Annotated in this window: 22 protein-coding genes; 7 read left to right on the top strand and 15 right to left on the bottom strand. The window is 45.8% G+C overall.

Annotated features, from left to right (window positions below):
* The 6 genes from B5D42_RS12115 to rpsL all read right to left on the bottom strand — a co-directional run.
* Positions 1-1,382 (bottom strand): phage tail-like protein (locus B5D42_RS12115; RefSeq protein WP_139367133.1); only part of this gene is annotated, 1,382 nt, incomplete at its 3' end.
* 74 nt (positions 1,383-1,456) lie between these two features.
* Positions 1,457-2,296, bottom strand: a complete 840-nt coding sequence (locus B5D42_RS12120; RefSeq protein WP_139367134.1) for a hypothetical protein — start codon at positions 2,294-2,296, stop codon at positions 1,457-1,459.
* A 149-nt stretch (positions 2,297-2,445) separates the two neighbouring features.
* A complete protein-coding gene (locus B5D42_RS12125; RefSeq protein ID WP_078831785.1) occupies positions 2,446-2,967 on the bottom strand; it encodes a T9SS type A sorting domain-containing protein in 522 nt (173 codons plus the stop codon).
* Positions 2,957-3,400 carry a hypothetical protein gene (locus B5D42_RS12130; protein ID WP_078831786.1) on the bottom strand — a complete coding sequence of 148 codons (444 nt, stop codon included), beginning with the start codon at positions 3,398-3,400 and terminating at the stop codon, positions 2,957-2,959. Before B5D42_RS12130 ends, B5D42_RS12125 begins: the two co-directional genes overlap by 11 nt.
* A 496-nt stretch (positions 3,401-3,896) precedes the next feature.
* Positions 3,897-4,364, bottom strand: a complete 468-nt coding sequence (gene rpsG / locus B5D42_RS12135; protein WP_078831787.1) for a 30S ribosomal protein S7 — start codon at positions 4,362-4,364, stop codon at positions 3,897-3,899.
* Between the two features lie 29 nt (positions 4,365-4,393).
* Positions 4,394-4,774, bottom strand: coding sequence for a 30S ribosomal protein S12 (gene rpsL, locus B5D42_RS12140; protein WP_026767866.1), 381 nt, complete (start codon positions 4,772-4,774; stop codon positions 4,394-4,396).
* 296 nt (positions 4,775-5,070) lie between these two features.
* Here rpsL and B5D42_RS12145 point away from each other — a divergent pair, with 296 nt between their 5' ends.
* Positions 5,071-10,167, top strand: a complete 5,097-nt coding sequence (locus B5D42_RS12145; RefSeq protein ID WP_078831789.1) for a DUF8696 domain-containing protein — start codon at positions 5,071-5,073, stop codon at positions 10,165-10,167.
* Positions 10,168-10,222: 55 nt separating this feature from the next.
* On the opposite strand, the gene B5D42_RS12150 is transcribed toward B5D42_RS12145, so the two are convergent.
* Positions 10,223-11,287, bottom strand: a complete 1,065-nt coding sequence (locus B5D42_RS12150) for a branched-chain amino acid aminotransferase (RefSeq protein WP_078831790.1) — start codon at positions 11,285-11,287, stop codon at positions 10,223-10,225.
* 58 nt (positions 11,288-11,345) lie between these two features.
* On the opposite strand from B5D42_RS12150, the gene B5D42_RS12155 reads away from it, so the two are divergent.
* The 3 genes from B5D42_RS12155 to B5D42_RS12165 are packed head-to-tail and all read left to right on the top strand — an operon-like array spanning position 11,346 to position 13,037.
* Positions 11,346-11,987 carry a hypothetical protein gene (locus B5D42_RS12155; protein WP_078831791.1) on the top strand — a complete coding sequence of 214 codons (642 nt, stop codon included), beginning with the start codon at positions 11,346-11,348 and terminating at the stop codon, positions 11,985-11,987.
* 20 nt (positions 11,988-12,007) lie between these two features.
* Positions 12,008-12,592 carry an RdgB/HAM1 family non-canonical purine NTP pyrophosphatase gene (gene rdgB / locus B5D42_RS12160; RefSeq protein WP_078831792.1) on the top strand — a complete coding sequence of 195 codons (585 nt, stop codon included), beginning with the start codon at positions 12,008-12,010 and terminating at the stop codon, positions 12,590-12,592.
* 1 nt (position 12,593) lies between these two features.
* Positions 12,594-13,037: an acyl-CoA thioesterase gene (locus B5D42_RS12165; protein WP_078831793.1), complete on the top strand. Its 444-nt coding sequence runs from the start codon at positions 12,594-12,596 to the stop codon at positions 13,035-13,037.
* A 6-nt stretch (positions 13,038-13,043) separates the two neighbouring features.
* Here B5D42_RS12165 and B5D42_RS12170 read toward each other — a convergent pair whose 3' ends face one another.
* From B5D42_RS12170 to B5D42_RS12180, 3 genes are all read right to left on the bottom strand, one after another.
* Positions 13,044-13,775 carry a shikimate dehydrogenase family protein gene (locus B5D42_RS12170; protein ID WP_078831794.1) on the bottom strand — a complete coding sequence of 244 codons (732 nt, stop codon included), beginning with the start codon at positions 13,773-13,775 and terminating at the stop codon, positions 13,044-13,046.
* Between the two features lie 5 nt (positions 13,776-13,780).
* A complete protein-coding gene (locus B5D42_RS12175; protein ID WP_078831795.1) occupies positions 13,781-14,548 on the bottom strand; it encodes a phosphosulfolactate synthase in 768 nt (255 codons plus the stop codon).
* Between the two features lie 84 nt (positions 14,549-14,632).
* Complete coding sequence (locus tag B5D42_RS12180) at positions 14,633-16,054, bottom strand: tetratricopeptide repeat protein (RefSeq protein WP_078831796.1); 1,422 nt, start codon at positions 16,052-16,054, stop codon at positions 14,633-14,635.
* Between the two features lie 133 nt (positions 16,055-16,187).
* On the opposite strand from B5D42_RS12180, the gene B5D42_RS12185 reads away from it, so the two are divergent.
* Complete coding sequence (locus B5D42_RS12185) at positions 16,188-16,541, top strand: hypothetical protein (RefSeq protein WP_078831797.1); 354 nt, start codon at positions 16,188-16,190, stop codon at positions 16,539-16,541.
* A 149-nt stretch (positions 16,542-16,690) separates the two neighbouring features.
* On the opposite strand, the gene B5D42_RS12190 is transcribed toward B5D42_RS12185, so the two are convergent.
* Together B5D42_RS12190 and yidC are read right to left on the bottom strand one after the other, a co-directional pair.
* Entirely contained in the window at positions 16,691-17,323 is a 633-nt protein-coding gene (locus tag B5D42_RS12190) for a DUF244 domain-containing protein (protein ID WP_139367136.1), read from the bottom strand.
* Positions 17,324-17,404: 81 nt separating this feature from the next.
* A complete protein-coding gene (yidC, locus tag B5D42_RS12195; protein ID WP_078831799.1) occupies positions 17,405-19,252 on the bottom strand; it encodes a membrane protein insertase YidC in 1,848 nt (615 codons plus the stop codon).
* A 183-nt stretch (positions 19,253-19,435) separates the two neighbouring features.
* Between yidC and B5D42_RS12200 the strand changes: the two genes are divergently transcribed.
* Positions 19,436-20,626: a DUF4407 domain-containing protein gene (locus tag B5D42_RS12200; protein ID WP_078831800.1), complete on the top strand. Its 1,191-nt coding sequence runs from the start codon at positions 19,436-19,438 to the stop codon at positions 20,624-20,626.
* Positions 20,627-20,696: 70 nt separating this feature from the next.
* Here the strand turns inward: B5D42_RS12200 and pyrG are convergent, their stop codons facing one another.
* Complete coding sequence (pyrG, locus tag B5D42_RS12205; RefSeq protein WP_078831801.1) at positions 20,697-22,346, bottom strand: CTP synthase; 1,650 nt, start codon at positions 22,344-22,346, stop codon at positions 20,697-20,699.
* A 246-nt stretch (positions 22,347-22,592) separates the two neighbouring features.
* Between pyrG and B5D42_RS12210 the strand changes: the two genes are divergently transcribed.
* The gene (locus B5D42_RS12210) at positions 22,593-23,471 is read left to right on the top strand and encodes a dienelactone hydrolase family protein (protein ID WP_078831802.1); all 879 of its coding nucleotides are present in this window, start codon (positions 22,593-22,595) and stop codon (positions 23,469-23,471) included.
* A 35-nt stretch (positions 23,472-23,506) separates the two neighbouring features.
* Here the strand turns inward: B5D42_RS12210 and proC are convergent, their stop codons facing one another.
* Together proC and rfaD are read right to left on the bottom strand one after the other, a co-directional pair.
* Positions 23,507-24,307 carry a pyrroline-5-carboxylate reductase gene (proC, locus tag B5D42_RS12215; RefSeq protein ID WP_078831803.1) on the bottom strand — a complete coding sequence of 267 codons (801 nt, stop codon included), beginning with the start codon at positions 24,305-24,307 and terminating at the stop codon, positions 23,507-23,509.
* A gap of 53 nt (positions 24,308-24,360) precedes the next feature.
* Entirely contained in the window at positions 24,361-25,359 is a 999-nt protein-coding gene (gene rfaD / locus B5D42_RS12220; protein ID WP_078831804.1) for an ADP-glyceromanno-heptose 6-epimerase, read from the bottom strand.
* Positions 25,360-25,365 lie beyond the last annotated feature (6 nt).

Below are 25,365 nucleotides of genomic sequence, written 5' to 3' on the forward strand. Positions count from 1 at the left end.
TGCTGACTCTTTAAATAATTTGCAAGCATTGATGAGGTGTCAGCCCAATTCAACTTTGTATTCAGACGTGACTGAACATTCGTCAAAGAATCCAACATATGTTGCGTCTTCGCATAATTGCTCAGCATTTGCGCTGTATCTGCCTTATCCAGCTTCGTATTCATCCGTAACTGTACATCAGACAAAGAATCCAGGAAACGCTGAACCCGCACATAATTCAACAGCATATTAGCTGTGTCCGATACATCCAGTTTAGCATTCAATCGCCCCTGCACATTCACCAGCGAATCCAGGAATGCCTGGGATCGGATATAACTTCCAAATAAACCCGCTGTATCGCTTATATTGAATTTGTCATTCAGGCGATTCTGCATCGCAGCAAGTGAATCGAGCATACGCTGCGCCTTCGCATAATTCACCAGCATATTAGCAGTATCGCTTACATTAAGTTTTCCATTCAGTGCTGCGGCTTTTAAATAACCGCTAAGCATTGCAGCTGTATCACTCGTACGAAGCAGCCCTGAAATAGAAGCTGCCCGCAGGTAACTCGCCAGCATCGCTGCTGTATCTGCTATATTCAGCTTCGCATCCAATGCTGTCTTCCTGGCATAGCCATTCAGCATCGCTGCGGTATCTGATAATCGCAGATATTTATTCAGCATCGCTGCTGTATCCGTAATAAAAAGTATATCCGAAGCCGGGATCTTGCGTAAAACACCGTTCAGTGTTGTTACTATCGAGTCTGATTTTAATCCATTCGACAGGTTAAGATTATTCAGGGTATTGATCGACGTTGGTTCCCAAGCCTGATTTGTATTGTTCCACATCAGCACCTGGCCTGCCGCCGGAACAGCATTGGACAAATAACGTCCCATCAATCTGTTGGCATTCCACAATGCAACGGTATTATTAGCTGATATTGTAATCGTACCGCCGGTCTGCGCTACCGTAATGGTATTGTTCCCTGCATTCCCAGTGAGTGTGATAGCACCCACCTGGCCGTTCAAGGTGGTTACGCCATTTGCAAAGGAACCAAAAGTCGTCCACACACCACCCTGCCTTACATACAGTTTATCATCTGAAAAACTGTAGATCAGCATACCATTCACCGGACTCATGATAGCAGATGTATCCGGAATACGCGGAAGCAACAATGCCTTGTCTGCACCATCTATCTGCAGTGCCACGCTACCATTGATCATAGTGGATGATCCGATGGCTACGCCGGCTGCATTCATGATATAATGACCGCGCATACGCAGCGTATCGGTGGCAATATGCTTACCGAGGTTATCCCCAAAGTTCTGCGCCTTTACGGTTAACCCGATTGAGAAAAGCATCACGATGCTAAGTAAAATGCGTCGGTGTATTGTTTTTCTCATATTGTTTTTTATCGACCAGGATTTCATTTGCTTAAGCTTCAACATGCGTCGTTTTCAATCTGAAAACGATAATATTATTTGATAACAACTACTTTGTACTGACTACCGAATACAGTTACCGGCGCATCTGTATAATTTGCAAACCTTACAGATACTGTATCGTTCACCCCTATCCATGCATTGTATACAGACCAGTTGATATAATCTCCCTGTGCGGAAATAAGTACCGGATCTCCCTGCTTCACACCTGGCATCGGTATCCTTACCACAGATGTTGTATTCGGCTGAATATTCACCGACTGACCTGTGATCACGGAAAGATTCACATTCCTTACTTCTGTTACATTCACCTGCGCTGCCTGTGGTGTACGCCAGTTCACATTTCCAAGGCTATCCGTTACCAGGAAAGTATTAGGCGGACCAGCCTGTATGCTTGTATTCACATTGGTTACACTTGCATTACCTGCGTATAACGCGTATGGCACACTCCATAACTGGGTTGTGCCATAGTCCTGGTAGTTATCGGCTGCCACCCACCATGATGCAGGAATGGTGGGAGCGATCGCTACTTTTAGATTAAAGAAAAAAGGTCCGTTTGCCCATGGTACCTGGGCCAGACTATTGAGCGGACTTGCCTGTGTTTTGGTGCCCTGACCGATGATGATGGTAAAAACGCCATCGTTATTAGATTGTACCTGGAAAGTCTCTTCCAGCATTAATGTACCGCCAATAGCCGCTGTTTGAAAAATAGCACCTTTAACGTACACGGTTCTGTTCTTGGCTACATTACCCAACGGATCTTTTGCTACAGCCTGGAAACTATATCCTGCAGGAGGCTGAGCCTGGGCAACAGCAGCTGCCAGCAAAAAAGCAACCATTAAAATGTTGCGAACGAGTGTAGATATGCACTTCATATAAGCTGGATGTGATTAATATTTTTAAAATAGTTTTTCATAGGACAGGACTTAAAATGGTTTTTCACAGGACACGGCTTTTAAAAGTTTTTCATAGGACACCGGATCCCGGGGTTATACATAAATTCTTTATTCTGATCATCGTCGCCTTACAGTTTGATCAACCGCAGGCTGTAACGTTTGTTCATCAGTTCGGCCATCACCGTATAAGTGCCGGCAGCATGTGCATTGAGGTTGATCATAAAACCTGCTTTCAATGCTGTCACTGACACCATCTGGTTCAATACTGTTTTTCCATCTGCACTGATCACACGAACAAGGCAGGACAGCGATTCATCGATCGTTCCTTTGCACTGAAGGATACTCATACCTTTTGTCGGATTCGGATATACGGTTAATGAGAGATCCACCGCAGCTACCGGCGGTATTTCCCTGCAGCTTTCACCGAATACGCCGCTTTTGATTTCACTGGTCATCAGCGTATTCACGCCACTTAAAACGCTCACACATTTTCCTTTCCCGTCAAACACAATCGCTGCACCGCCGCTGGCAGTTACCGTATTGTCAGACATGCCCATAGAACCAAACGAGAAAGAGGTAAGCAGCTGCGACTTACCGGCTATCGTAAGCAGCAGCAGCACCACCATCATATATACACTCTTACAACGCATAGTATACAGTTCTGATGGTTTTGCCGTTAGCGGTATATTCCACATCCATACCATTCCGGGTAAGGCTGTTGATGGTGAGATCGATCTTCACATCGCCTGTGGGGTTATTATTGATGACTTCGCTCAGAATGATAACTGAAGGCAGGCTCCACTTTCCTTTATAGCCATCAGAATCCGTAAAAGTTCCGATATAAGACTGACCGGGAATGCGGGTATAGGTCTTGGTATAAGTGATCTGGTCAACCGTGAGAGGTTTCTCCGTGCCGTTCTCGTATATTTTGCTGATACGCCATACCCTGTTACCGGCTTCACTGGTAAGGTAGGTCACGAGCATATCTTCCGGTTTTACGGTTTCCGGTGTTTTGTTACATGCAGTGCCGAGCAGCAATAAACAGCAGAGAAGTATTCCTGTTATATTGATCGTTCTTTTCATTGATTGAGTCCTGATAAATGCTTCGATGTTTGCTATCAGCAATAATGCTGGTGTGTGGTTTTTGAGCAGAGGATGATGAAGCTGTCAGGTAATGAAAGGTTGCATATAGCAGCCTCCATTCGCATGGAAGATTCGGATTGGATGATATCCGGTTTCTGGTAGGATTGGAAAAGGATTCACGGCTGCTTATAATTAAGCAATGACCATGCGATGGCAATTTTACAGGATTGGACGATGGATGGAATGACAAATCATCATTCGTTCCGGGATGACTTTACAAAAGGGCCTTTGTGTAGGAATTGGGAGGATGTTTAACACATCCTTGAATTGGATTGGTAGTAGTCTTGAGGGGAATTGGATTCTACTGATCAAAAATAGGCGAAATCATTGAAACTGCAATATTTCGGCCGTATATTTTATAAAAACTGAGACCCCGTTTTTTTACGGGGTCTCAGTCAGATATATTCATTTCATCCGGACTTGCCGGCCTGAAGAATTAAGCTTTGAAGTGTGAGAATGCCTTGTTCGCTTCAGCCATACGGTGAGTATCTTCTTTCTTTTTGAAAGCAGCGCCTTCACCTTTGCTTGCCGCGATGATTTCGTTAGCCAGCTTATCAGCCATAGTACGACCATTCCTTTCACGGCTGTAGCGGATCAACCACTTCATGCTCAGTGAAATCTTACGGTCTGCACGCACCTCTGAAGGAATCTGGAATGTTGCACCACCGATCCTGCGGCTGCGAACTTCTACAGCTGGTGTAACATTAGCTACCGCTTTTTTCCAGGTTTCATAACCATCTTCGCCTGTGATCTTGCTCACTTTATCTACTGCATCATAAAAAATGGTGATGGCAGTGCTCTTTTTACCTTGCCACATCAGGTTGTTGATGAAGCGGGTAACCAGCTTATCGTTGAAACGTCCATCAGGAGCGAGGGGTAATTTCTTGGCTTGTGCTTTACGCATGAGATATACTAATTAACAGATTAACTTGATTATTTTTTAGCCTTTTCTTTCTTGGTACCATATTTAGAACGGCTCTTCTTACGGTCTTTTACACCAGCAGTATCCAGGCTACCACGAACAATGTGGTAACGCACACCCGGCAGATCCTTTACACGACCTCCGCGGATCAGTACGATTGAGTGCTCCTGCAGGTTGTGGCCTTCACCCGGAATGTAGGCGATTACCTCTACCTTGTTGGTCAAACGCACTTTCGCTACTTTACGCAGAGCTGAGTTTGGTTTTTTTGGAGTGGTAGTATACACCCTTGTGCAAACTCCACGACGCTGAGGACATGCATCCAAAGCCCTTGATTTACTCTTAGCCCTGATAATTTCGCGGCCTTTTCTAACTAATTGCTGTATTGTAGGCATTCTAAACCATTTAAAATTTCGGACGGCAAAGGTAATGGCTGAAACTGAAAAACCAAAAAGTTTTAGAAAGTTTTCCGCTTTTTTTGGGGAAAACTATTAAAACAGCCTCAAATTACCCACCGCTGTTCATTTTTTGCCCGGCAAAGATACACTCCTTTTCTGGTTCTAGTACAAATACCTTTACCCCCACCCGTATTATTACCTGTTTTGATTTCCCCTCTTGTCCGGACGGACCCACCTCCCTTACTTTCGTTCCGCACAAACAGCAGGCTTTTTCTGTACTCAAAATGTAGATCATGAAAAAGTTGCTTAGGATATGCCTGTTTTTCCCGGCTATCCTGTTTTTCTTCCGGATATTCGGTCAGGTCGCTCCTGTTCCCTACCCTGCCAGGAACGCCCTTTACCTGCAGGATTTTAACAGCCTGCCGGTTACCGGCTCATTTTCTTTGCCGCCAAAAGATGGAATTACCCTTTCCGCAGCTCCTGTTAATGCAGTGGCTGCAGCAGGCTGGCAGGCCTGTATGTTATCCGGATCGGGCTCCAGTGCAGTTTTTACCACCGGAACCGGTTCTGCAACCACCAGTGCTGTCTATAGTTTTGGCAATAGCGGTAATACAGACCGGTCCCTCGGCACACTCGCATCCGGCACAGGTATCTATGCAATAGGGGTACTGTTCACCAACCAGACGGGTATAACACTCAACAGTATCACCGTTTCATTTTCGGCCCAGCAATGGCGGAAAGGTGGTTCCGGTAACAGGAACAGCTGGCAATGCAACTACAAAACAGGAATATTCACTGATATTCTTCAGCAGGGGCTTACCCGGATTCCGCAACTGGATTTTTATTCAGTTCATACAACTACCGGCGCCTTAACATTAAATGGCCGCTTACAGGAGAACCAGTTGTCGGTATCATTTACACTCACCGGCATTACCTGGAAAAATGGAGAACAATTATTACTGCGCTGGGATGATACCGATGAAGCCGGCTCCGATGATGCCATGGCCATGGATCAATTCAGTTTTTCTGCAGACAAGGTTACAAGTCCGCCACTTATTGACACCGTTTTTGTTACTGACACCATACAGGATCAGGCAAGGATCACAATGCGCATTCATCCTAATAATGCAAAAACAAACATCATTTTGTTTTATGATACCCTTGCTGATTTCCGCACAGTCAAAAATGTTGTACCGGCAGGTTCTCCCCTTTCCGAAGACAGCGGCACAACTTACCTTAATGCGGTTATTTCAGGATTACGGCCTGCCTGTCGTTATTTTATACGGGTCGCCGCTGGTAATATTGCAGGTACTGTGGCATCGCCGGTCAGTTCCTTTACTATTCCCGTACCATTGCCGGTCGTCAGTACACTTGCCCCTGTAGTTGTATCAGAACAATCTGCAATTGCAACAGGAATGCTGGTCGGCCAGCAGGCAGATATCACAGAAAAAGGCTTTGCTTGGTCTGTCAAAGCATTACCTCTTAATACGGACAATAAGGTTATCAGCAACAGTAATTATTCGCCTTTCACGCAGCAACTGTACGGTTTACCATCCGGTACACTCATTTACCTGCGCGCATTTGCCACAAACAATGCGGGGACAGGATATGGAAATACGGTATCATTTTATACTAAAACGGTGGTGAGTTCTCTTATTGCAGGCAGTTCTAAAATTATTACGGAAGACAGCGCAACTTTTATATTGAATTTACTCCAGTCAGCCGGTGACTTGCAACCTGCTCATTTTTTTTTGCAGGGAGACGGAGACCTCACAGGTTATTCTATAAAAAGTATACGAAGGAGCGGAACAATTTATACGATAACAGTTCTTACCGGTAATGGCAGCGGAACATTACGCCTGGTACTTCAGAACGATAACGATCTTACTCCCGGCATACAGAATATTCCATACACGGCAACCAGCAGCCTATACATTGATAAGTCTCCCCCAATTATCAGGTCTGTCAGTATCCGGGATACGGCCATGCGCGTTGGAGATGCCGTTATGGTGCGTATTTCTACAGATCCGGATACAGACATCTTCAAACTGTCCGCAGGAAGCATCAATAATATTCAACTGGCTTCCTTTTCGAAGGTTAATGACAGTAGTTATACGGCTGTAATAACAATTCTGAACGGCGGCAAAGACCTTGCCGCGGAAGACGATATTTCAGTCAGGGTCATTCTGAAAGATGCAGCAGGCAATTCGAGTATTCCTTATACAACTTCGATCAAGCAACCCAATGATCCTGTCGATGCCAACAAGCCGTTTGTAGTTACCTGGGAAATTCCCGGCAATGGTGTATATAAAACAAACGATACATTGAACGTTGCACTGCGATTCAGTGAAGCGGTTTATGTGGATTCTGCAGGCGGGTTGCCATCAGTGCAGGTAACCATAGGATCAAGGATCAGAAATTGTATTTACAGTTCAGGTTCCGGCTCCGATCGCATATGGTTCAGTTATCCGGTACAGGCCGGCGAGACAGCCCGGGATGGGATACGAATATACACCCCTTTTCTATTAAACGGCTCTGTAATTACAGATCTGGCGGGTAATCCGGGAGTATTAACCGTTCCCGGTGCAGGCATACAAAATAATATCCGGATCGATGCGGCAGCACCTGCACCTTCCGGCGTAACTGTACCAGCAGAATCAACATACGGAAAAGCTAGCCTGGTTCATTTTACTGTCCAGTTTACAAAAGATGTTTTTGTTGATACCGGTACCGGCAAACCCTTTCTGCTTTTCACTGCGGGCGTATTTACGCGGCAGGCATTCTATACCGGTGGCAGCGGAACCGCTATACTGCGTTTTTCTTATGAAGTGCAGCAAAATGATCTTGCTAAAAAAGGACTTTCACTTAATACAACATTGCAGCTGAACGGTTCTGTTATCCGTGATTCCATTGGCAATGCAGCAACACCCGTATTAAAAAATATCGCGCCTCTCAGCAAAGTGTATTTTGACGGTATCGGGCCTATTTTCCGGAATGTCTCACCGCAGCAGGTAAAAATATGTACCGATACAAAAACAGTAGCTTTATCCGACTATCTTGAAACAACTGATGCCGAAAGTGGCGAACTTCTTACCTGGCGTGTTATTAATTTACCGCTTTATGGTCAGCTGACCGGCTTTGATGCGGCCAGAACGTCTCTTCCTAATAGTATTACCACACCTCTATCTGTTTATTATTTACCGTCAGCAAATGGTAATACGGATTCGTTTTCTATTACCGTATCAGATGGAGTTAACAATGATACGCTACGGTTTGTCGTTATTCCAACACCTGCAATCCGGCAACAACACGCTCCCGCAGCGCAGACCATTTGTTCCGGAAGCAGGCCGCAACAGTTAGAACTTGCCGCACCTTCCGATACCGGCAAACTTTTTACCTATCAATGGGAATCAACTACGGATACGACCAAAGGTTTTGCCGTAGTTACAGGTACAGGCAACACACTATACTATACACCTCCGGCACTAAAAACAAATACCTGGTTCAGACGAAAAAACATTGCCGGGCATTGTACAGGCTATAGTGATCCGGTTTTGATCACAACCATGAGCGCTGGTTTATGGCTGGGGCAGCACAGCAATGATTGGCATAATACGGCAAACTGGTGCAACAGCAGTCTGCCTGCAAATTCAACAGATGTGCTGGTACAGGCCGGCACAGCCTACTCGCCGGTTATCAATGCTTTCGCAGCATGCAATCAGTTGCATATCGCAGCCAATGCCAGCCTCTTCATACAAAAAGATCTTGCTGTTTATGGAGCAGTAACAGGAGCCGGTGCAATAAATGCTGCAAAAGGAGGTTTACTGTTTAACGGCAACACACATCAATCGATTCCTTCAGGTATGTTAGTAAATGGTGAGCTTAAAAAACTTGTCGTTAATAATAAAACCTATGTATCGCTGCCAGCGGCTTTAACCATTACAGGATCCGTTACAATGCAAACCGGTTACCTTTTTACAAATAACAATCTTACTATGGCTGAAGATGCGATCGTAGAAGCTGGCGCCCAGAATGCATATATCAGGGGTAATGTCAACATTCTGCAGCAATTCCGAGACGCTGAAAACAGTTTTCTACTGCTGGGTCATCCTTTCACTACACCTGTTGATCCCGGAACCAGTTACCTGTTTACAGACACAGCAAAACCCGGTTATCCCGCAAGCCTCAGTCAATACTATTCTTCCCTGTTTCGTTATGATGATAGTACAGGCTACCTGCCATTCAACCATCATGCCTCATGGATTCCGTTGATCGGTAATTGGGGGCAACAACAGGTCATCCGCATTTATCCTTCAACCCTGCATTCCGGAACTGATTCCTTTTCCCAAAAGACAGACCGGATCTGGCTTTCAATGAGCGGCGAACTCACTCAGGGAGACCGGCAGGTCAGTCTGGCAGCTAACGAATACACAGGTTATCGTGCAGTAACAAATCCTTACCTCTGCCCCATAGATATTTCATGTATTGGCAGGTCCCGCGGACTAGCACCTTATTACTGGACCTGGAATCCTCTACTGGGCAGAACGGGTGGTTACCAATGCAGATTATTCGGTTCGCCAGGTTTACTGGCACCGTCGCAGGTCTTTTTTGTAAAAGCCGACGCCAATACTGTCAACGAATTATTATTTACTGAAAATTGTAAACTATCCCCTGCAACAGGGGTTATGCAGGAAGATGAAAATTATCGCATCGTATTAAAACTGGAGTGCGATGGCATTTTACAGGACGAACTGAGGATTTATTCCGTAGACAGTTCGAAAGCTAAACGCGACAGGCTGGATGCCGAAAAAATCATGAACCCGGTTAATAATTTATTCAGCTACAGTGATGATAATCACATGCTGGCGATCGATGCACGCCCGGTCGACTCAACGGCCATTATCCCCATTGGTATCAGTACACCGGAAGCCGGTGTTTTTACGCTGACAGTAGCAGAAAAAAAGCTTCCCCGCCAATTACAGTTTTACCTGCACGATAAACAAACAGATACCTGGATGGCTCTTGAAAAAGACAACAGCTATTATTTTGAATCGGGTAAGGCCGATCCGCAGTCACAATCCAAAAGGTTTGAGATCAAAGCTTATCCTGGCGGAGAGAAGAATACATTACCGGCACTCTCTGCTTTCCATATTCAGGTCTACCCGGTACCCGCAAGGGAAAAGATCAACATCCGGTTTGCGGCAAGCGTGCCGGCTACTACTGTAATTCAGCTTTTCAACGCAGCAGGACATAAAATAAAACAGGTAACACCAGGCATTCAGAAGGAAGGCTCCTGCGTTTTATATGTAAATGACCTGGCCAGAGGGATTTATATTTTACAGGCGCGATCCGGGACCCTACTGCGAACACAGAAGGTTATTCTGCAGTGAATACAATAAAAAAGCCGGCCCTGACCGGGCCGGCCTCATATCATCTGCTGATCAATTATATTTTAAACATCCAGTTGTGCGTATCCGGGATAGCTGACTCACGGATCTCACCCAGTTGTTTTCTCAGGAAAGGTGCTGTTTTCCAGCTGTCGGTGTCGAAAGTCATCACCTCGTCCTTATATTTCAGTTCTTTGATATATGCGATCGTTGCTGCAGTACCTGTACCAAATACTTCCTGCAGTTGTCCTGCTTTATATGCTGTGATCAGTTCATCAATGCTGATCCTTCTTTCTTCAACAGGTATGCCGGCTTCCTTCAGTAAAGTGATCACACTGTCCCTGGTTACACCCTGGAGAATGGTTCCCTCTTCCAGTGAAGGTGTAAGCGCCACTCCGTTAACAAGGAAGAACACGTTCATCATGCCTACTTCCTGCAGCCATTTGTGCTCAACCGCATCAGTCCACAGCACCTGGTCATAGCCTTGTTTGTTGGCTTCTCTTGCAGCTTTCATGCTACCGCCATAGTTACCGGCATTCTTCGAAAACCCTACACCACCCGGAGCAGCGCGTGTAAACCGTTCTTCAACGTTGATCTTCATTGGTGTTGCATAATAAGGACCGGTCGGGCTCAGGATGATCATAAACTTATACGTTTCTGAAGGTTTTACACCCAGCATCGTATCAGTTGAGATCATGAACGGACGGATATATAAAGAATGGTCTTTTCTTGCAGGGATCCAGTTTTTATCGATCTCTATCAGTTGACGCATTCCTTCAATGAATATTTCTTCCGGTACGGTTGGCATGCACATCCTCTCTGCCGACACATTAAACCTGCGGAAATTATCATAAGGCCTGAAAATAAATGCTTCTCCGCTTTCACTTTTGTAGGCTTTGATACCTTCAAAAATGGCCTGTCCGTAATGAAATGCGGCCAGTGACGGATCAAACAGCAGGGGTTGGTATGGCTTGATCTCTACATTCTTCCATTCACCATTCTCGTAATCAGCCTCCAGCATATGATCGGAAAAATAACGGCCGAAAGGAATATTCTCCAGGCTCAGGTCGTTCAGCTTACTCGTCTCAACTTTCGTAATGTTTATCACTTGTGCTGCTGTCATAGTTTTATATTTGACGCAAAGAAACAAAAAAAATAAAAACTAACAGTCGTTAATATTTATGAGCGGAGATAAAGTGCAGTTGCCTGATTTTTTGCTGGCGGAGCTTTACAAAAGCAGCCTGGTGGTGCTGGATGATGTGGAAGGAAGGGCCCTGGCTACTGTGGCAGCCCCGCGCCCGCCTGCACCGGATCCGGTTGTGGCTGCAGCTGTGCCACCATCACCTGTGGTAAATGTCCGTTCAACACCAGCAGTTGAGGTTCCTGTCCCGGCTGTAATTCCGGCAAATGTTCCGGCCAGTGAGAAACTCTCCTTCCTGGGCAACAATGGCAAGAATATCCTGATCCTGGTCAGCGATCCGGCAAGCGTACACCTGAATGATGAAGCGCTCCAGTTCCTTTCCGCTATTTTAGGTGCCTGCAAACTGAATCTGGGTGATGTAGCCATTATCAACGCACAGCATAACGATATCAGCTATGACTACCTGAAAAGCCAGATGCAGCCCAAACAACTGCTTCTTTTCGGGATCGATACCAGGCTGGTGCAATTACCGTTTGTGGTTCCGCAATACCAGGTGCAGGCTTATGACAAATGCCAGTTCCTGCTTGCACCACCGCTTTCCGCCATGCTCGGGAATAGCCAGGAAGCGAAACTTGAAAAAAGCAAACTATGGCTTTCGCTGAAAAAGATATTCGGACTCTAGATTTCTTTAAAACAAAATATATGCGCCCTGCTCTCATATTCGCAACCAATAACCAGCATAAAGTAGATGAAATAAGACAGGTTCTGTCTGATTCTTTCCATATCATGACTTTAAAGGAAGCCGGCATCGACATTGATATCCCTGAGCCTCACGACACATTGGAGGCAAATGCCAGGGAAAAGTCTACCGTTATCCATCAACTGACCCGGCAGGATTGTTTCAGTGAAGACACAGGACTTGAAGTAGCTGCCCTGAACGGAGAACCTGGCGTTAAAAGTGCCCGTTACGCAGGTGATGGCAGGGATTTTCAGCAGAATATTCTCAAATTGCTGGAGAAACTGGAAGGTGAGCCGGACCGTTCAGCGCAATTCAGAACAGTAGTTTCGCTGATCCTTAACAATACAGAATACCAGTTTGAAGGTATCTGCAAAGGCCGCATAACAACGGCACAATCCGGTAACAAGGGTTTTGGATACGACCCTGTATTTATTCCCGATGGCGCTTCGGTAACTTTTGCTGATATGACTATGCAGGAAAAAGCCAACTATAGCCACCGTGCAAAAGCAGTAGCAAAATTGATCAGTTTTCTTAAAGAACAGCAATAACATGAACCGCATCCGATTATCACTGCCGGAAGACTTCTATTTTTCTACGGAGCTCACCATCCGCATCACTGATCTTAATTATGGCGGTCATGTAGGGAATGATGCATTCCTTTCACTGATCCATGAAGCCAGGCAGCAATTCCTGGTTTCGCATGGGTACACCGAACTGGGGTTTGCAGGATACGGGCTGATTATGGCAGATGTGGCAATCGAATACAAAAAAGAACTGAACTATGGAAACAGCGTCAGGATTTCCGTTGCCGCTGCCGATTTCGACCGGCTCGGGTTTGATCTCTACTATAAAATAGAATTGCTTACACCTGAAAATCCAATACTTGCCGGTGTGGCCAAAACAGGCATGATGTGCTATGATTATACAGCGGGAAAAAAAGTAAGTATTCCCGGGGAAGCCATCGCCAGGTTAAGCAAGCGTCCTTCTGAGTAACTTATTTCAACTATTCCAGATCTCCCAGCTTTCTTCCGCCTGCAGCACCAGCATTTCCCTTCCGTTCTGAATGGTAGCACCTGCCTCCCTTCCCTGTTTCAGGAAAAGTGTTTCGGGTGGATTGTAAGTCAGGTCATACAAATGATGGCCTGCTGTGAGGTAATGGTAAGGTAATGGCGGACAGGCATCCACATTCGGATACATACCCAATGGTGTTGTGTTGATGATCAGTTGATGGGAATCGAGTATCGTTTCATCGATCATTTCATAACTGATCGCATCTTCATAAGGCCGGCGTGATACGAACAGGTAACCGATCCCGAGTTGCCTCAATACAAAAGCTACTGCTGCCGAAGCGCCTCCCGTTCCCAGGATCAGCGCTCTTGTATGTGATGGTTTTAAGAACGGTACCAGTGAAGATCTGAAACCAGTTGTATCCGTATTATAACCGTATAGTTTACCATCCGTTATTTTAATACAGTTACAGGCACCCATTTCCTTAACCGTTTCAGTAGCATCGGCAAGAAAAGGCAACACCTGTTTCTTATAAGGAATGGTTACGTTGAGGCCGGCCAGGTCCGGATAATTCTTTAAGACATCGTGCAGCAACTCTATTCTCTCGAGCGAAAAATTCTCATATCCCGCATCTGTAATATTCTCCCGCTGGAATTTTTCAGTGAAATATCCCTGGGAAAATGAATGGGTAAGCGGGAATCCGAGAAGTCCAAACCGCCGCATGATGATCAGGATTTTTTATCGAGATAAAGTTCGAAGGTATCACCACGAAGTCCTACCCGCATCGCTTCCAGTGCTATTACTTCATGCGGGGCAATATTTCCGAGATTCACATTACACCCGATCAGTTCCAGGAAGTAAAGCTGCTGGGCTTTCTGTGGTGCTTCCCATAATATTTTCTCTTCCGGTATCTGTGTCAGGATTTCCTGTACAAGGCCTTCACGTACTTCACCACTTCCCCTGTATATACCTACGTTACCTGCTTCCCTTGCTTCTGCGATCACGTAGGAAGAACCCGCTTCAAGTTCTGCGCGCATCAGTTCGATCCATTTATAAGGCGGGATAATATGTGCAGCATCTTTGCTGCCCACTTCACTCAATACAGTACCATGCTGTGTGAGTTTTTCGATATAGCCGCATTTTTCTGCATGCGGAATGCTGATCGAGCCATCGCTCACTTCCATATAGGATACACCGTAATCCTTACACATCGCCACATAATCGTCGAACTGGTTACGGATCAGGAAAGCTTCGAATAATGTTCCTCCAAAATATATGGGTACATTATAGGAATGATATACTTCTATCTTTTCACGAAGATTCGGTGTCACATAAGATGTCCCGAACCCAAGCTTTACAATATCTACGTGCGGCCCCGATATGCTCAGGAAATTATGAACTTCATTAATGCTTAGTCCTTTGTCCATTACCATTGTCACTCCGGCACTGCGAGGTTGCTGTGTGCGGACTGGCATCTGCGTCAGATTAAAATTCATTGCTGTTTGTTTTAGCTTGTCGGCGGCAAAAATAGGTTAATCGGCCGACTTGCACAGCGGGGCTTTTCCCCCGGCCTGAAATGCTTAGATTTTTTTCCCTTTTTTGTAACGGGCTATGATGTCTACAACCTGGTTATTCTGCAGGATGGCAGGATTGAGGTCGAGGAATTTTTTAAGCAGCCTGGGGGCTTTCTCCATCGCCAGTTCCAACCTGAGCAGGGCTTCCCTGGATTTGCCTTCCAGGAAGTGGATAGCACTTTGGTAAAAGTAAAAGATCGGTTTACCTTCTGTTGATTTGAGCGCTGCCTGGGTCTGTTCTATCGCTTCATCGAAAAATTCCGCCTTGATCAGGCATTTGATCAGCGCTTCCCAGCCTGCCACATTTCTCGGCTTGTTGCGTACCACTGCACTGAAATAATGGATCGCTTCCTTATATTGCTCCAGCTGCATACGGCATTCACCCATAGCAAGATTATATTCCGGCACCGAGCGATGAATGCGCATAGCGTTTTCAAGTTGTTTCACCGCACTCTGCCATTGTTCTTCCAGCATATAAGTAACGGCGATCTTGTAATGCAGTTTACTGTCGTCAGGGTTTAAGTGCACCGCTTTTTTATAGTGGAATCTCGCCTGCGCATAATTCCCCATGCGATGGTAGCAATGCCCGATCGCTTCATAGATCACATCTTCGGGCCTGGTCAGTTCCAGTACTTTTTCAAGCACTTCAATGGCTTCCTTGTATTTACGTAAACGGAGGTAGGCATCGCCCATATTACGGTAAGCATAATCGAATTTTTCATCTATTGCTACAGCGTACTGGTATGCGTCAATCGCTTTTTCGTACAGTTTCAGGCCCTGGAATGCCGCAGCCAGGTTAAACCAGGCCAGCTCGCTGAAAGGATAATCTTCTATAATTCGCTGGTGCAGGCGGATACTTTCTTCATTGCGGCCTGTGAAATCGGTCCAGAAACAGATCTTATACAATGCCTCCTCGTTATTCGGTTCTTCCTCCAGGATCAGTTTCAGACAATCGAACACTTTATCGAACTCCTCATAATCATCATATACATCGGCCAGCTCAAACAGCAGGTCGAGGCGTTCTTCACCCTCGAACAGCTGCAAAGCCGCCTCAAGGAGTTCCACGGCCCGGGATTGCTGATCGAGTGCCAGGTAAGCATCGGTTTTAAGAATATAAAGATTGATATCGCTGCTGTCGAATAATTCAGCACGCTCCAGTATTTCCAGCGCTTCACTGTATTTGCGCGTGGCCAGCAGCAGATCTGCCTTCTTGATCATTAGCTGCGATGAATACGGGAATTGTTCCAGGCCGGTCTCGGCCGCCTCCAGGGCTTCGGGGACATTGTCCTTGTCATCAAAATAATCGATAATACGTTCAAATGCCTCTTCTTCCAGAAAACTATGGCTCCTGCCATTTCTGAGGTTCTGATATTGTTTCAATAGCTCTTTCAGTCCCTCCCTGTCTTCTCTGTATGGATTTTCTCTCATCGTCTATTGGTTTACCTAATTTAAATACCTTTTTTGGCTTTTTTCACCTTTTTTGTAACTTTTTTGACCGATTAACGTTTAGTTAATGAAGTCATAATTGTTTTTTATTTAAGAATTGCATACCTTTGTACTAATGAAAATCAGGCAAAATATACACAAAATCGCTGCGGCGGCCATTCTTACGGTGGCTGTTCAGGTTGCTTTTGCTGCCTTTTCATTCACCGGCCTCTCAGATGAGAAGACCAAAAACAGCAAGTATTCGCTCAAAAATCTGAATAGTCTTTCACATAAAGGATTGACTTACACTTCTTTAAAGACCAATCTTCAGTTCAAAGGTACACAAACCTTTCAACCCAAAGAGACAAGCAATGGTCTTGAAGTGAGCTCCCTGCTGAAATATGATAACGGGAATACTACTTACATCTATCCTTACAAGTTTAAGGTAAAAGTTCCCAAATTCAAGACGCCGGCTCCGGCTCATCATTAATTTTTCCTGTTTTTAAGGGGTTGATTGCTGGATGAGGGATCATCTGGTTGATTATTGGCACGCTGGTATTTATAGTGAGGGCGAAGTGAGGGGGCATGACCACAAGTGGTCAGTGCATTGGTGAGGTTAGCCGGTAATATATTAATTTATTAATTCAGCAGCCTGTAGCCCGTTGTAGGGATGTCGAAACGGGAGAGCTGAACGGGATTGGTATTGATCTTGGTTGCAGTAAACCGGATCTTGCCGCTGTTGCCTTCCTTAGATTCATATTCCAGCACAAAACCAGGCACATCCTTGAACTGGTATTCAAACTCTTTTACGGAAGGAACAATATTGGTGGCGTAATAAATAATAAAACTGCTGCCATCCTTCAGTACTAACTCCGCTTTTTTGCATTCATAACCAAGGATCGTTTTGGTCTCGTTCAGGTTATTGATGGTCATGCCTTCATATGCATTGTTCAATGCTGTCCATTTGGCATTATCCAGCCTGGTCATGAATTTATTGTTCCCGAATTCACGCAGTATCACTGCCGTACCCGCAGATTTATCGTAAATAAGTGATTGTTTAAAAGAAGGGCTCATAATATCGCTGCGGCTGTTATTCGCTTTGATATAAACCGTTTTTACGCTGGATTTCAAAGATTCTGTCATTTCATTATCCGGTGCACCGTCTTCCAGTGTTATACTGTATGTGACAGTACATTCTGCCACTACCCTTTGCTGTGCCATTGCTGCTGTGCAGACAACGAGTAATAAAAAGGAACCTATTATTCTTTTCATAGCGTAAAGCTTTAGACAATCTTATCCAAATTCATGCCCGTGATCTTTTAAAACCACGGGCATGTACTTTATTAACTATTTCTATTTTCTTTTCTGGTTCTTCTCCTTCAGCTCCTGGAGCTTTTTCTGACTTTCCATCATCCCTTCATAACGCTCCTGCCATTTGCTTTTCGACTTCGGCGCTTTCCGCTTCTCTTCTATCTTGGCCAGGATCTTATCATGATTGATGATATAATTCTGGATCACAAACTGTAATCCCAGCGTGATCAGGTTCGAAACCGTATAGTACCAGGTCAGTGCCGATGGCAGTTTGTTAAAGATGAACAACAACATGAACGGGAAGATATAAGGCATATACTTCAGCATAGGATTGTCCTGCGTCGGTGTCATGCTCATGTTGTAGATAGAGATCAGGAAGCTGGTCACTACCGCAGTAATGGTAAACAGGCTGATATGATCTCCGAAACCTAACGGAATACTGAACGGCAGTGTTGCGATCACATCGTAAGACGACAGATCCGGGCTCCAGAGGAACGCCTGTCCGCGCAGTGAAATATTAGAGTTGAAGAAGCTATACAACGCAAAGAAGATCGGGATCTGCAGCAAGGCTGGAATACAGCCACCCAGCGGGTTTACACCAGCTTCCCTGAACAGTTTCATCTGTTCCATCGCAAAACCCTGCTGATCGTCTCCGAATTTCTTTTTAAGCGCATCCAGTTCCGGGCGCAGTACTTTCATTTTGGCACCGCTCAGGTAACTGGTATAAGTTAATGGTGATGTAACAAGGCGGATAAACAATGTCAGCAGCAATACTACCCAACCGAAGTTCTTTACAAATGATGCAAAGAAATCGAATACAGGCATGATGATGTATTTGTTGATGGGACGTACAAAAGAATACATATCGCGACCGAGGTTCACGATCTTGTCCATTTCAGGCGCCTGTTTTTTCAGGATATTATAATCGCTGGGACCAAAATACAGCTGGAAAGGCACGCTTGCAGAAGCTGCAACAGGCACTTTGAGCTTCAGGTCGGCTTCAGCATTTGCGAGTGCATTGCTCGAATCCGTTTTACGCTCCCATTTTACCTGGCCATCGCTGAAGCTGTTCTTCGCGATCAGTGTGGTATTGAAGAACTGCTGCACAACACTCACCCATTGTACCGGTTTTTCAAATTTCTTCTCATTCTTTACAGAGATATAATCAAAGTCATTGCCTTCTGAAAAACAGATATTGGACATCTGCCTTTCATACGCAGCAGTTCTTTCGTGCTGGTAGGTTTCCGTTTTCCAGGACAGGTTCATCTGACCCTGGCTCAGCAGCCTGTCTGCACCTGTGAGGATCACATTCCAGTCGATCATGTACGCGTCTTTTTTTACCACGTACTGGTGAACGATCTGCTGTCCGTTAGCTGCACCCAATGTAAAATTCACTGTAGTGCTTCCGTCTGCATTTTTTACAGGTTCGGCGGCAGTAAAGAAGAGACCTGAAGTCTGGGCCGACTGGTTTGCACCTGTATTGATGCTGTAGCCAACCTGGTTATTGGAAGCAAGTACTACAGGTTTGCCATCGATAGCGCCTTTATAATTTTTCAGTTCAACGCTTTTAACCTGTGCGCCTTTATTGGTGAAAACAGCTTTGATCACATCGTTTTCAACAGTTACCAGTTGTTCTGTACCGATACCGGCACTTACAAATTCACCGGCGGCAGAAACGCGGGATGCAGAATCCCTGCGCAGGGAATCCAGCCTTGCATTCTCCCTGTCCTGCGGGGTAATGCGGGCAGCTGCTACGCGTGCAAGGGAATCTTCCTGTCTTTTCTTTGTTTCCATGGCAGCACTCTGCTGCTTGTTGCTAAACCAGAAATAGAGGAAAAATAAAATACCCAGCAACACAAAACCAATGACCGTGTTCTTATCCGTCTTCATAGTAACTTTTGTTGAGCGGCAAAGGTAGTACATGGATCGAAGATTGTAGTACCGAACTTTGGGCCTCGTTAAAATAGCTTTAAATTGAATATGAAAGGTCCGGCGCGCTGTTTTTCTTCGTTTCTTTACGTCTCTTTCACACACAAAAGGACATTTCCCCGCTTCAACCGCTAATTTTTTGTTATGCAGGAAAACAATACCCCTGTTCCCGGCGGTTACAGGTATGCCCCTACCCCGGCAACACGCTTTTTATGGTGGCTGTCAACAGCCGAAGCCGATTTATTGCGCGATTGCAGCATCGATCGTGGACGTTATGCCATTATCGGGATGAATGTGCTGGCAACATGGCTGTTCGCCACGCTCGCCTGGACTTATTTCTTCAGTACGGTCACGCCTTACCTGATGGTTGCTATTCTGTTAGGGATACTGATGGGCGGTATTGTGCTTTCCATAGATCGTACCCTGATCCGCGGTATCAGCAGATCGTCCGGGCGCAAAGCGGTTCCGGTACTATTCAGGTTACTGCTTGCACTGGTGATCGGCCTGTTCATGGCGCAGCCGGCATTGCTGTACCTGTTTAATAAAGAGATCAAAGTGCAGGTATCGCTCGACAATGAAATACGAAGGAAAGAGAAGCTCGCAGGACTGGATTCGCTCTACCAGCCTGCCGTCACATCCCTCAATCTGCAAAAACAAAACCTGCAGGCCGAGCTCACCGCCCGTTACCGTGAAGTGGCGGCAGCACGCGAGAATTTCATCGCCGAAACCGATGGTACCGGCGGCAGCGGCAAAGTTGGTATGAAAGATATTGCACAGGCCAAACAACGGGAATACCAGAAACTGGATGAGGCATACCGGCAGCTCGGCAACAACCTGCAACCGCAATTGCAGCGGGCAGACAGTAACCTCCAGGTACTCAGCCAGCGGAAAATACAGGAACAGGCCGCTTTCGATCAGTTATTGAACGACGGATTTATTACGAGGATCGAAGCGCTGCAGCATCTTGTGAGTAATAATACAGCTGTGGCCTACCGCTATTACCTGCTGGTAGCATTGCTCATGCTGATAGAACTGATGCCTGTTATTGCAAAGCTTGTATTACCGGAAGGGAGTTACGAAGAAAAATTAAAACTCCGTGAACAGCTCGAAAAGGAATTGCAGGAAACGCGTCATGCAGGAGAAATGGCAACCGGCAAAAGTTATATTGAGAAGGCTGGCGAGCACGACCGGCAATTACTGGCAGCTTTTTTTGCGGCAACCGATCCTGTAAGACAACAGGCATTACAGCAGAAGATAAAAGCCTGGCAGGAAAGCGGACAACCGTTTAAATCATTGTATGAAGAATTGAAAAAAGAACTGGCAACACATGCATGATACAGTCAATACGCATAAAGAATAAGGCCCGCATTACCGGGCCTTATTCTTTATAATATAGAAAATGAGATTACCTGTTCTCACTCTGTAATGCAGTTCTTTTAACCGAACCATTCTGCTCGTTGTATTTTCTTGCAGCATTTACAAAACCTACAAATACCGGCGCAGGGCTTTCTACCGTACTTTTCAGTTCCGGGTGATACTGAACGCCGATAAAGAAAGGATGGTTCGGCAATTCGATGATCTCTACCAGCCCTGTTTCCGGGTTACGACCACTCGCCAACATACCATTGTTTTCAAACAGATCCAGGTATTCATTGTTGAACTCGTAACGGTGACGGTGTCTTTCCGTGATCATGGTTTTACCATAGAGTTCATGTGCCAGTGAATTCTCCCTGATCTCACATGGATAAGCACCCAGGCGCATGGTTCCGCCCATCATGCGGATCTTCTTCTGTTCTTCCATCATATTGATCACCGCGTGACGTGTGGATGTATCCATTTCCGTTGAATGTGCATCGGTAAGCCCCAGTACATTTCTTGCATATTCGATCACGGCCATTTGCATGCCGAGGCAGATACCGAAGAATGGCAATCCGTTCTCACGTGCATATTTTACAGCAACGATCTTACCTTCAATACCGCGCAGACCAAAGCCCGGCGCTACCAGCAAGCCATCGAGACCGCTGAGTTTTTCCGCTACGTTTTCTTCCGTGATGAATTCACTGTGAACATTCACCACCTGCACTTTTACCTCATTGATGGCACCGGCATGTACAAAGCTTTCCAGGATTGATTTATAGGCATCCTGCAGCTCGATATATTTACCGATGAGGCCGATCGTTACCTTGCTTTTCGGGTATTTCAGCTTATCGAGGAATAATTTCCATTTGTCGAGGTTAGGCTCACCGTAGTTGGTGATCTTCATTTTTTTCAGGCAGAGCAGGTCCAGTTTTTCACGCAGCATCAGCAGAGGCACTTCGTAAATAGTGGCTGCATCCATCGCTTCGATCACGGCTTCGGGCTTCACATTACAGAACAGGCCGATCTTTCTCCTGATATCATTGTTCAGCGGCTCTTCCGTGCGGCAAACGATAATATCCGGGTGAACGCCGGTTTCGCTCAGCATTTTAACGCTGTGCTGGGTCGGCTTGGTTTTAAGTTCTTTAGCTGCTTTCAGGTAAGGGATCAGTGTAAGGTGTACTACCATTACATCTTCTTCCGGCAGTTCCCACTGCAGCTGGCGTACCGCTTCAATGAACGGCAGGCTTTCGATGTCGCCCACGGTACCACCTATTTCAGTAAGGATGATATCGTATTTATCGTCTTCTCCCAGCAAAAGCATGCGGCGTTTGATCTCATCGGTGATATGCGGAACCACCTGTACGGTCTTTCCGAGAAAATCGCCGGCCCTTTCCTTGTTGATCACGGTCTGGTAAATACGACCAGTGGTCACGTTGTTGGCCTGTGATGTAAAAATGTTGAGAAATCTTTCGTAATGCCCCAGGTCCAGATCGGTTTCAGCACCATCTTCTGTTACATAACATTCTCCGTGCTCATAAGGATTAAGCGTACCCGGATCCACGTTGATATACGGATCGAACTTCTGGATAGTAACCCTTAATCCTCTTGCCTGCAGCAGCTTTGCGAGCGATGCGGCAATAATTCCCTTTCCTAAACTACTTGTTACTCCCCCGGTAACAAAAATGTGCTTGGCCATGATATGTCTATTAAATATTTTTCAAACCCTTATAAAACACAAAAAAATCTCCGGCTCAACTGGTTATCTGCCCTTTGTGCCCGCGAACTAACAAAAATGACCTTGGAAAATGATGATGAAATACTTCAGAGGTCATACAAAACTACAGCAAAAAAACCGGTCAAAAAAAATAGGTCTTCTGGCGCGATGATTTCAGTAAGGGAATTGTTAATTTGAGGTGCACATCTTTTAACTAAAAAATTTGCTATGAAAAAATTCCTGTTTATCATACTTGCGGCATTCTGTACCGCCGCCCTGCTGAGTTCCAGCTATAAAACCGCTGAACCTGAACTTCTTACTCCTGCCTGCTATGTCAGCTGTTTCAATGCCGATGTACGCGAACAATTCCGCCAGGAAGCCAATACCGCCGCATTCGCCATGATGCACGAAAAACCGGCTTATTACAAGCTCGAACAGGCACTGGGTACCCCTGTCACCTTCAAAGCTGCTGATGGTTCCACCGCTATGGGCTACGAGATCAAAAGCAAAAAGAAAAGCGATAAATGGATTTTCGTGATCCAGGAATGGTGGGGACTGAACGATTATATTAAACGCGAAAGTGATGTATTGTGGAAAGAACTGGACAATGTAAATGTAATCGCCCTGGACCTCTACGACGGGAAAGTTGCCGCCACACCCGACAGCGCCATGAAACTGGTGCAGGGGGCCAAAACCGACCGGCTTGAAAATATCATCAAAGGTGCTGTTGCGTATACCGGCAAAGACGCGAAGATCTATACCATCGGCTGGTGTTTTGGCGGGATGTGGAGCCTGCAGGCCAGTTTACTCGCTGGAAAACAGGCTGCCGGCTGTGTGATGTATTATGGCAGACCCGAAACCAATATCGAGAAACTGAAAACACTCAATTGTGATGTGATCGGATTTTTTGGCAACAAGGATAAAAGTCCTTCCCCTGAAATGGTTGCCAGGTTTGAGCAGGATATGCAGACTGCCGGAAAGAAGCTGACCACCTTCAAATATGATGCAGGCCATGGATTTGCCAACCCGAGCAACCCCGCATTCAACAAAGAAGCAACGGAGGATGCGCATGCAAAAGCTGTCGCTTTCCTGAAAGCACATATGTAAAAAAGTAAAAGGGCGATCAGTGATCGCCCTTTTAACTACATATCATTTACGATCTTCTTGTAACTGGTCACGATCCCTTTGATCAGCGAAGAACTGAAGCCCTGGTGTTCCATTTCGTTCAGCCCGGCAATGGTACAGCCTTTAGGCGTAGTTACCTTATCGATCTCCTGTTCAGGATGCGTATTGGCCGTAAGCAATAATTCCGCAGCGCCTTTCACCGTCTGCGCCGCAATCAGTGAAGCTGTGGCAGCACTGAAACCGATCTCGATTCCGCCCTGGATATTGGCCCTGATATAACGCATGGCATAAGCTGTTCCGCAGGCACCTAAAACGGTAGCAGCATCCATCAGTTTTTCTTCTATTAATACGGAACGTCCCAGCTGGCTGAACAGCTCACTTACATATTGCTGCTGCCCCGCATCCGCATTTTCGGAACAGATACAGGTCATGCTTTGTTTGATGGCTATCGCAGTATTGGGCATTGCCCTGAAAATGGGAAACTGCGGACCAGCCACTTCCTGAAGGTCTTTGATCCACACACCTGTAACCACTGAGATCAGTATATGTTTTAACGGATCGAGTACCGGCCTCAGGTCTTCAAGTACTTCTTTTACCTGGAAAGGCTTTACCGCCAGGATGATCCAGCGGGCATTTTTAACTGCGTCACGATTATCGGTCGTTACAGCTACCCCTTTTTGCTGCAGGGAAGACAGTAAAGAAAGATTACGTCTTGTAACAATAAGGTCACCCGCCTGTATGAACCCGCTGCTCACCAGCCCTTCGGCCATAGCCATGCCAAGGTTCCCGCCACCAATGATGGCAATTCTATTACTCATAACGATTGCTTTGCAGGAAAGTTAAACAGGAATCGGGAATAAACGGGCAATAATTACAGGGCAGTTAAATAATGACGGACATAATCGTCAACTCCTGCTTCGAGTGTATAAAATGGCGCTTTATAACCAGCTGCACGAAGCTTGTTCATGTCTGCTTCCGTGTAATACTGGTAGCTGTCGCGTATATCTTCGGGCATATCTATATACTCGATATTAACCGGCAGATCCATGCCTGCGAAGGTTGCTTTTACCAGGTCATTGAATGTACGGGCTTTGCCGGTGCCAAGGTTATAGAGACCATTATTTTCTTCGGACCAGCCTGATTCAAGCATTAGTTCGCTCATCCACCAGATTACTTTCACCACATCTTTTACATAGATAAAGTCGCGGAGCTGTTCGCCGTCTTTGAAGCCTTCTTTATGACTACGGAAAAGTTTCATTTTCCCGTCTTTGCGGATCTGGTTGTATGCATGCCAGATCACGCTTGCCATCCGGCCTTTATGATACTCCTGCGGTCCGTATACGTTGAAAAATTTAAGCCCTGTCCATGCAGGCGGACAGTTTTCCTGTACCAGCGCCCATTTATCGAATTCGTTTTTACTGATCCCGTAAGGATTAAGTGGTTTCAGCTGTTCCGGCAGCGCATGACTGTCTGAATAGCCCAGCTCACCTGCGCCGTAAGTGGCAGCTGAAGATGCATAGATCAGTGGCACCTGTTTGGCAGTGCAGTACTCCCATACTTCCTTCGAATAAGCAACGTTCAGGGTTTCATGAACGGCATAATCGAACTCAGTGGTATCGGTCCTTGCGCCCAGATGGATCACGAGGTCTATTACGGGCTCATGGGTATCCAGCCAGGAAAATAAATTATAGCGTTCTACAATATGTTCAAAAGATGCGGATTCCCAGTTCGGTCTTTTCTTCTCCACCCCGAAATCATCTACCAGTACCAGGTTGGTCTTACCCTGCTGGTTCAGGTACTGCACCATGCGCGAGCCGATAAATCCTGCCGCGCCGGTTACTATGATGTATGATGATGTTTCGGAATTCATGGTTTG

The sequence above is a fragment of the Sediminibacterium ginsengisoli genome (genome assembly GCF_900167075.1).
In the GTDB taxonomy this organism is placed as follows: Bacteria; Bacteroidota; Bacteroidia; order Chitinophagales; family Chitinophagaceae; genus Sediminibacterium; species Sediminibacterium ginsengisoli.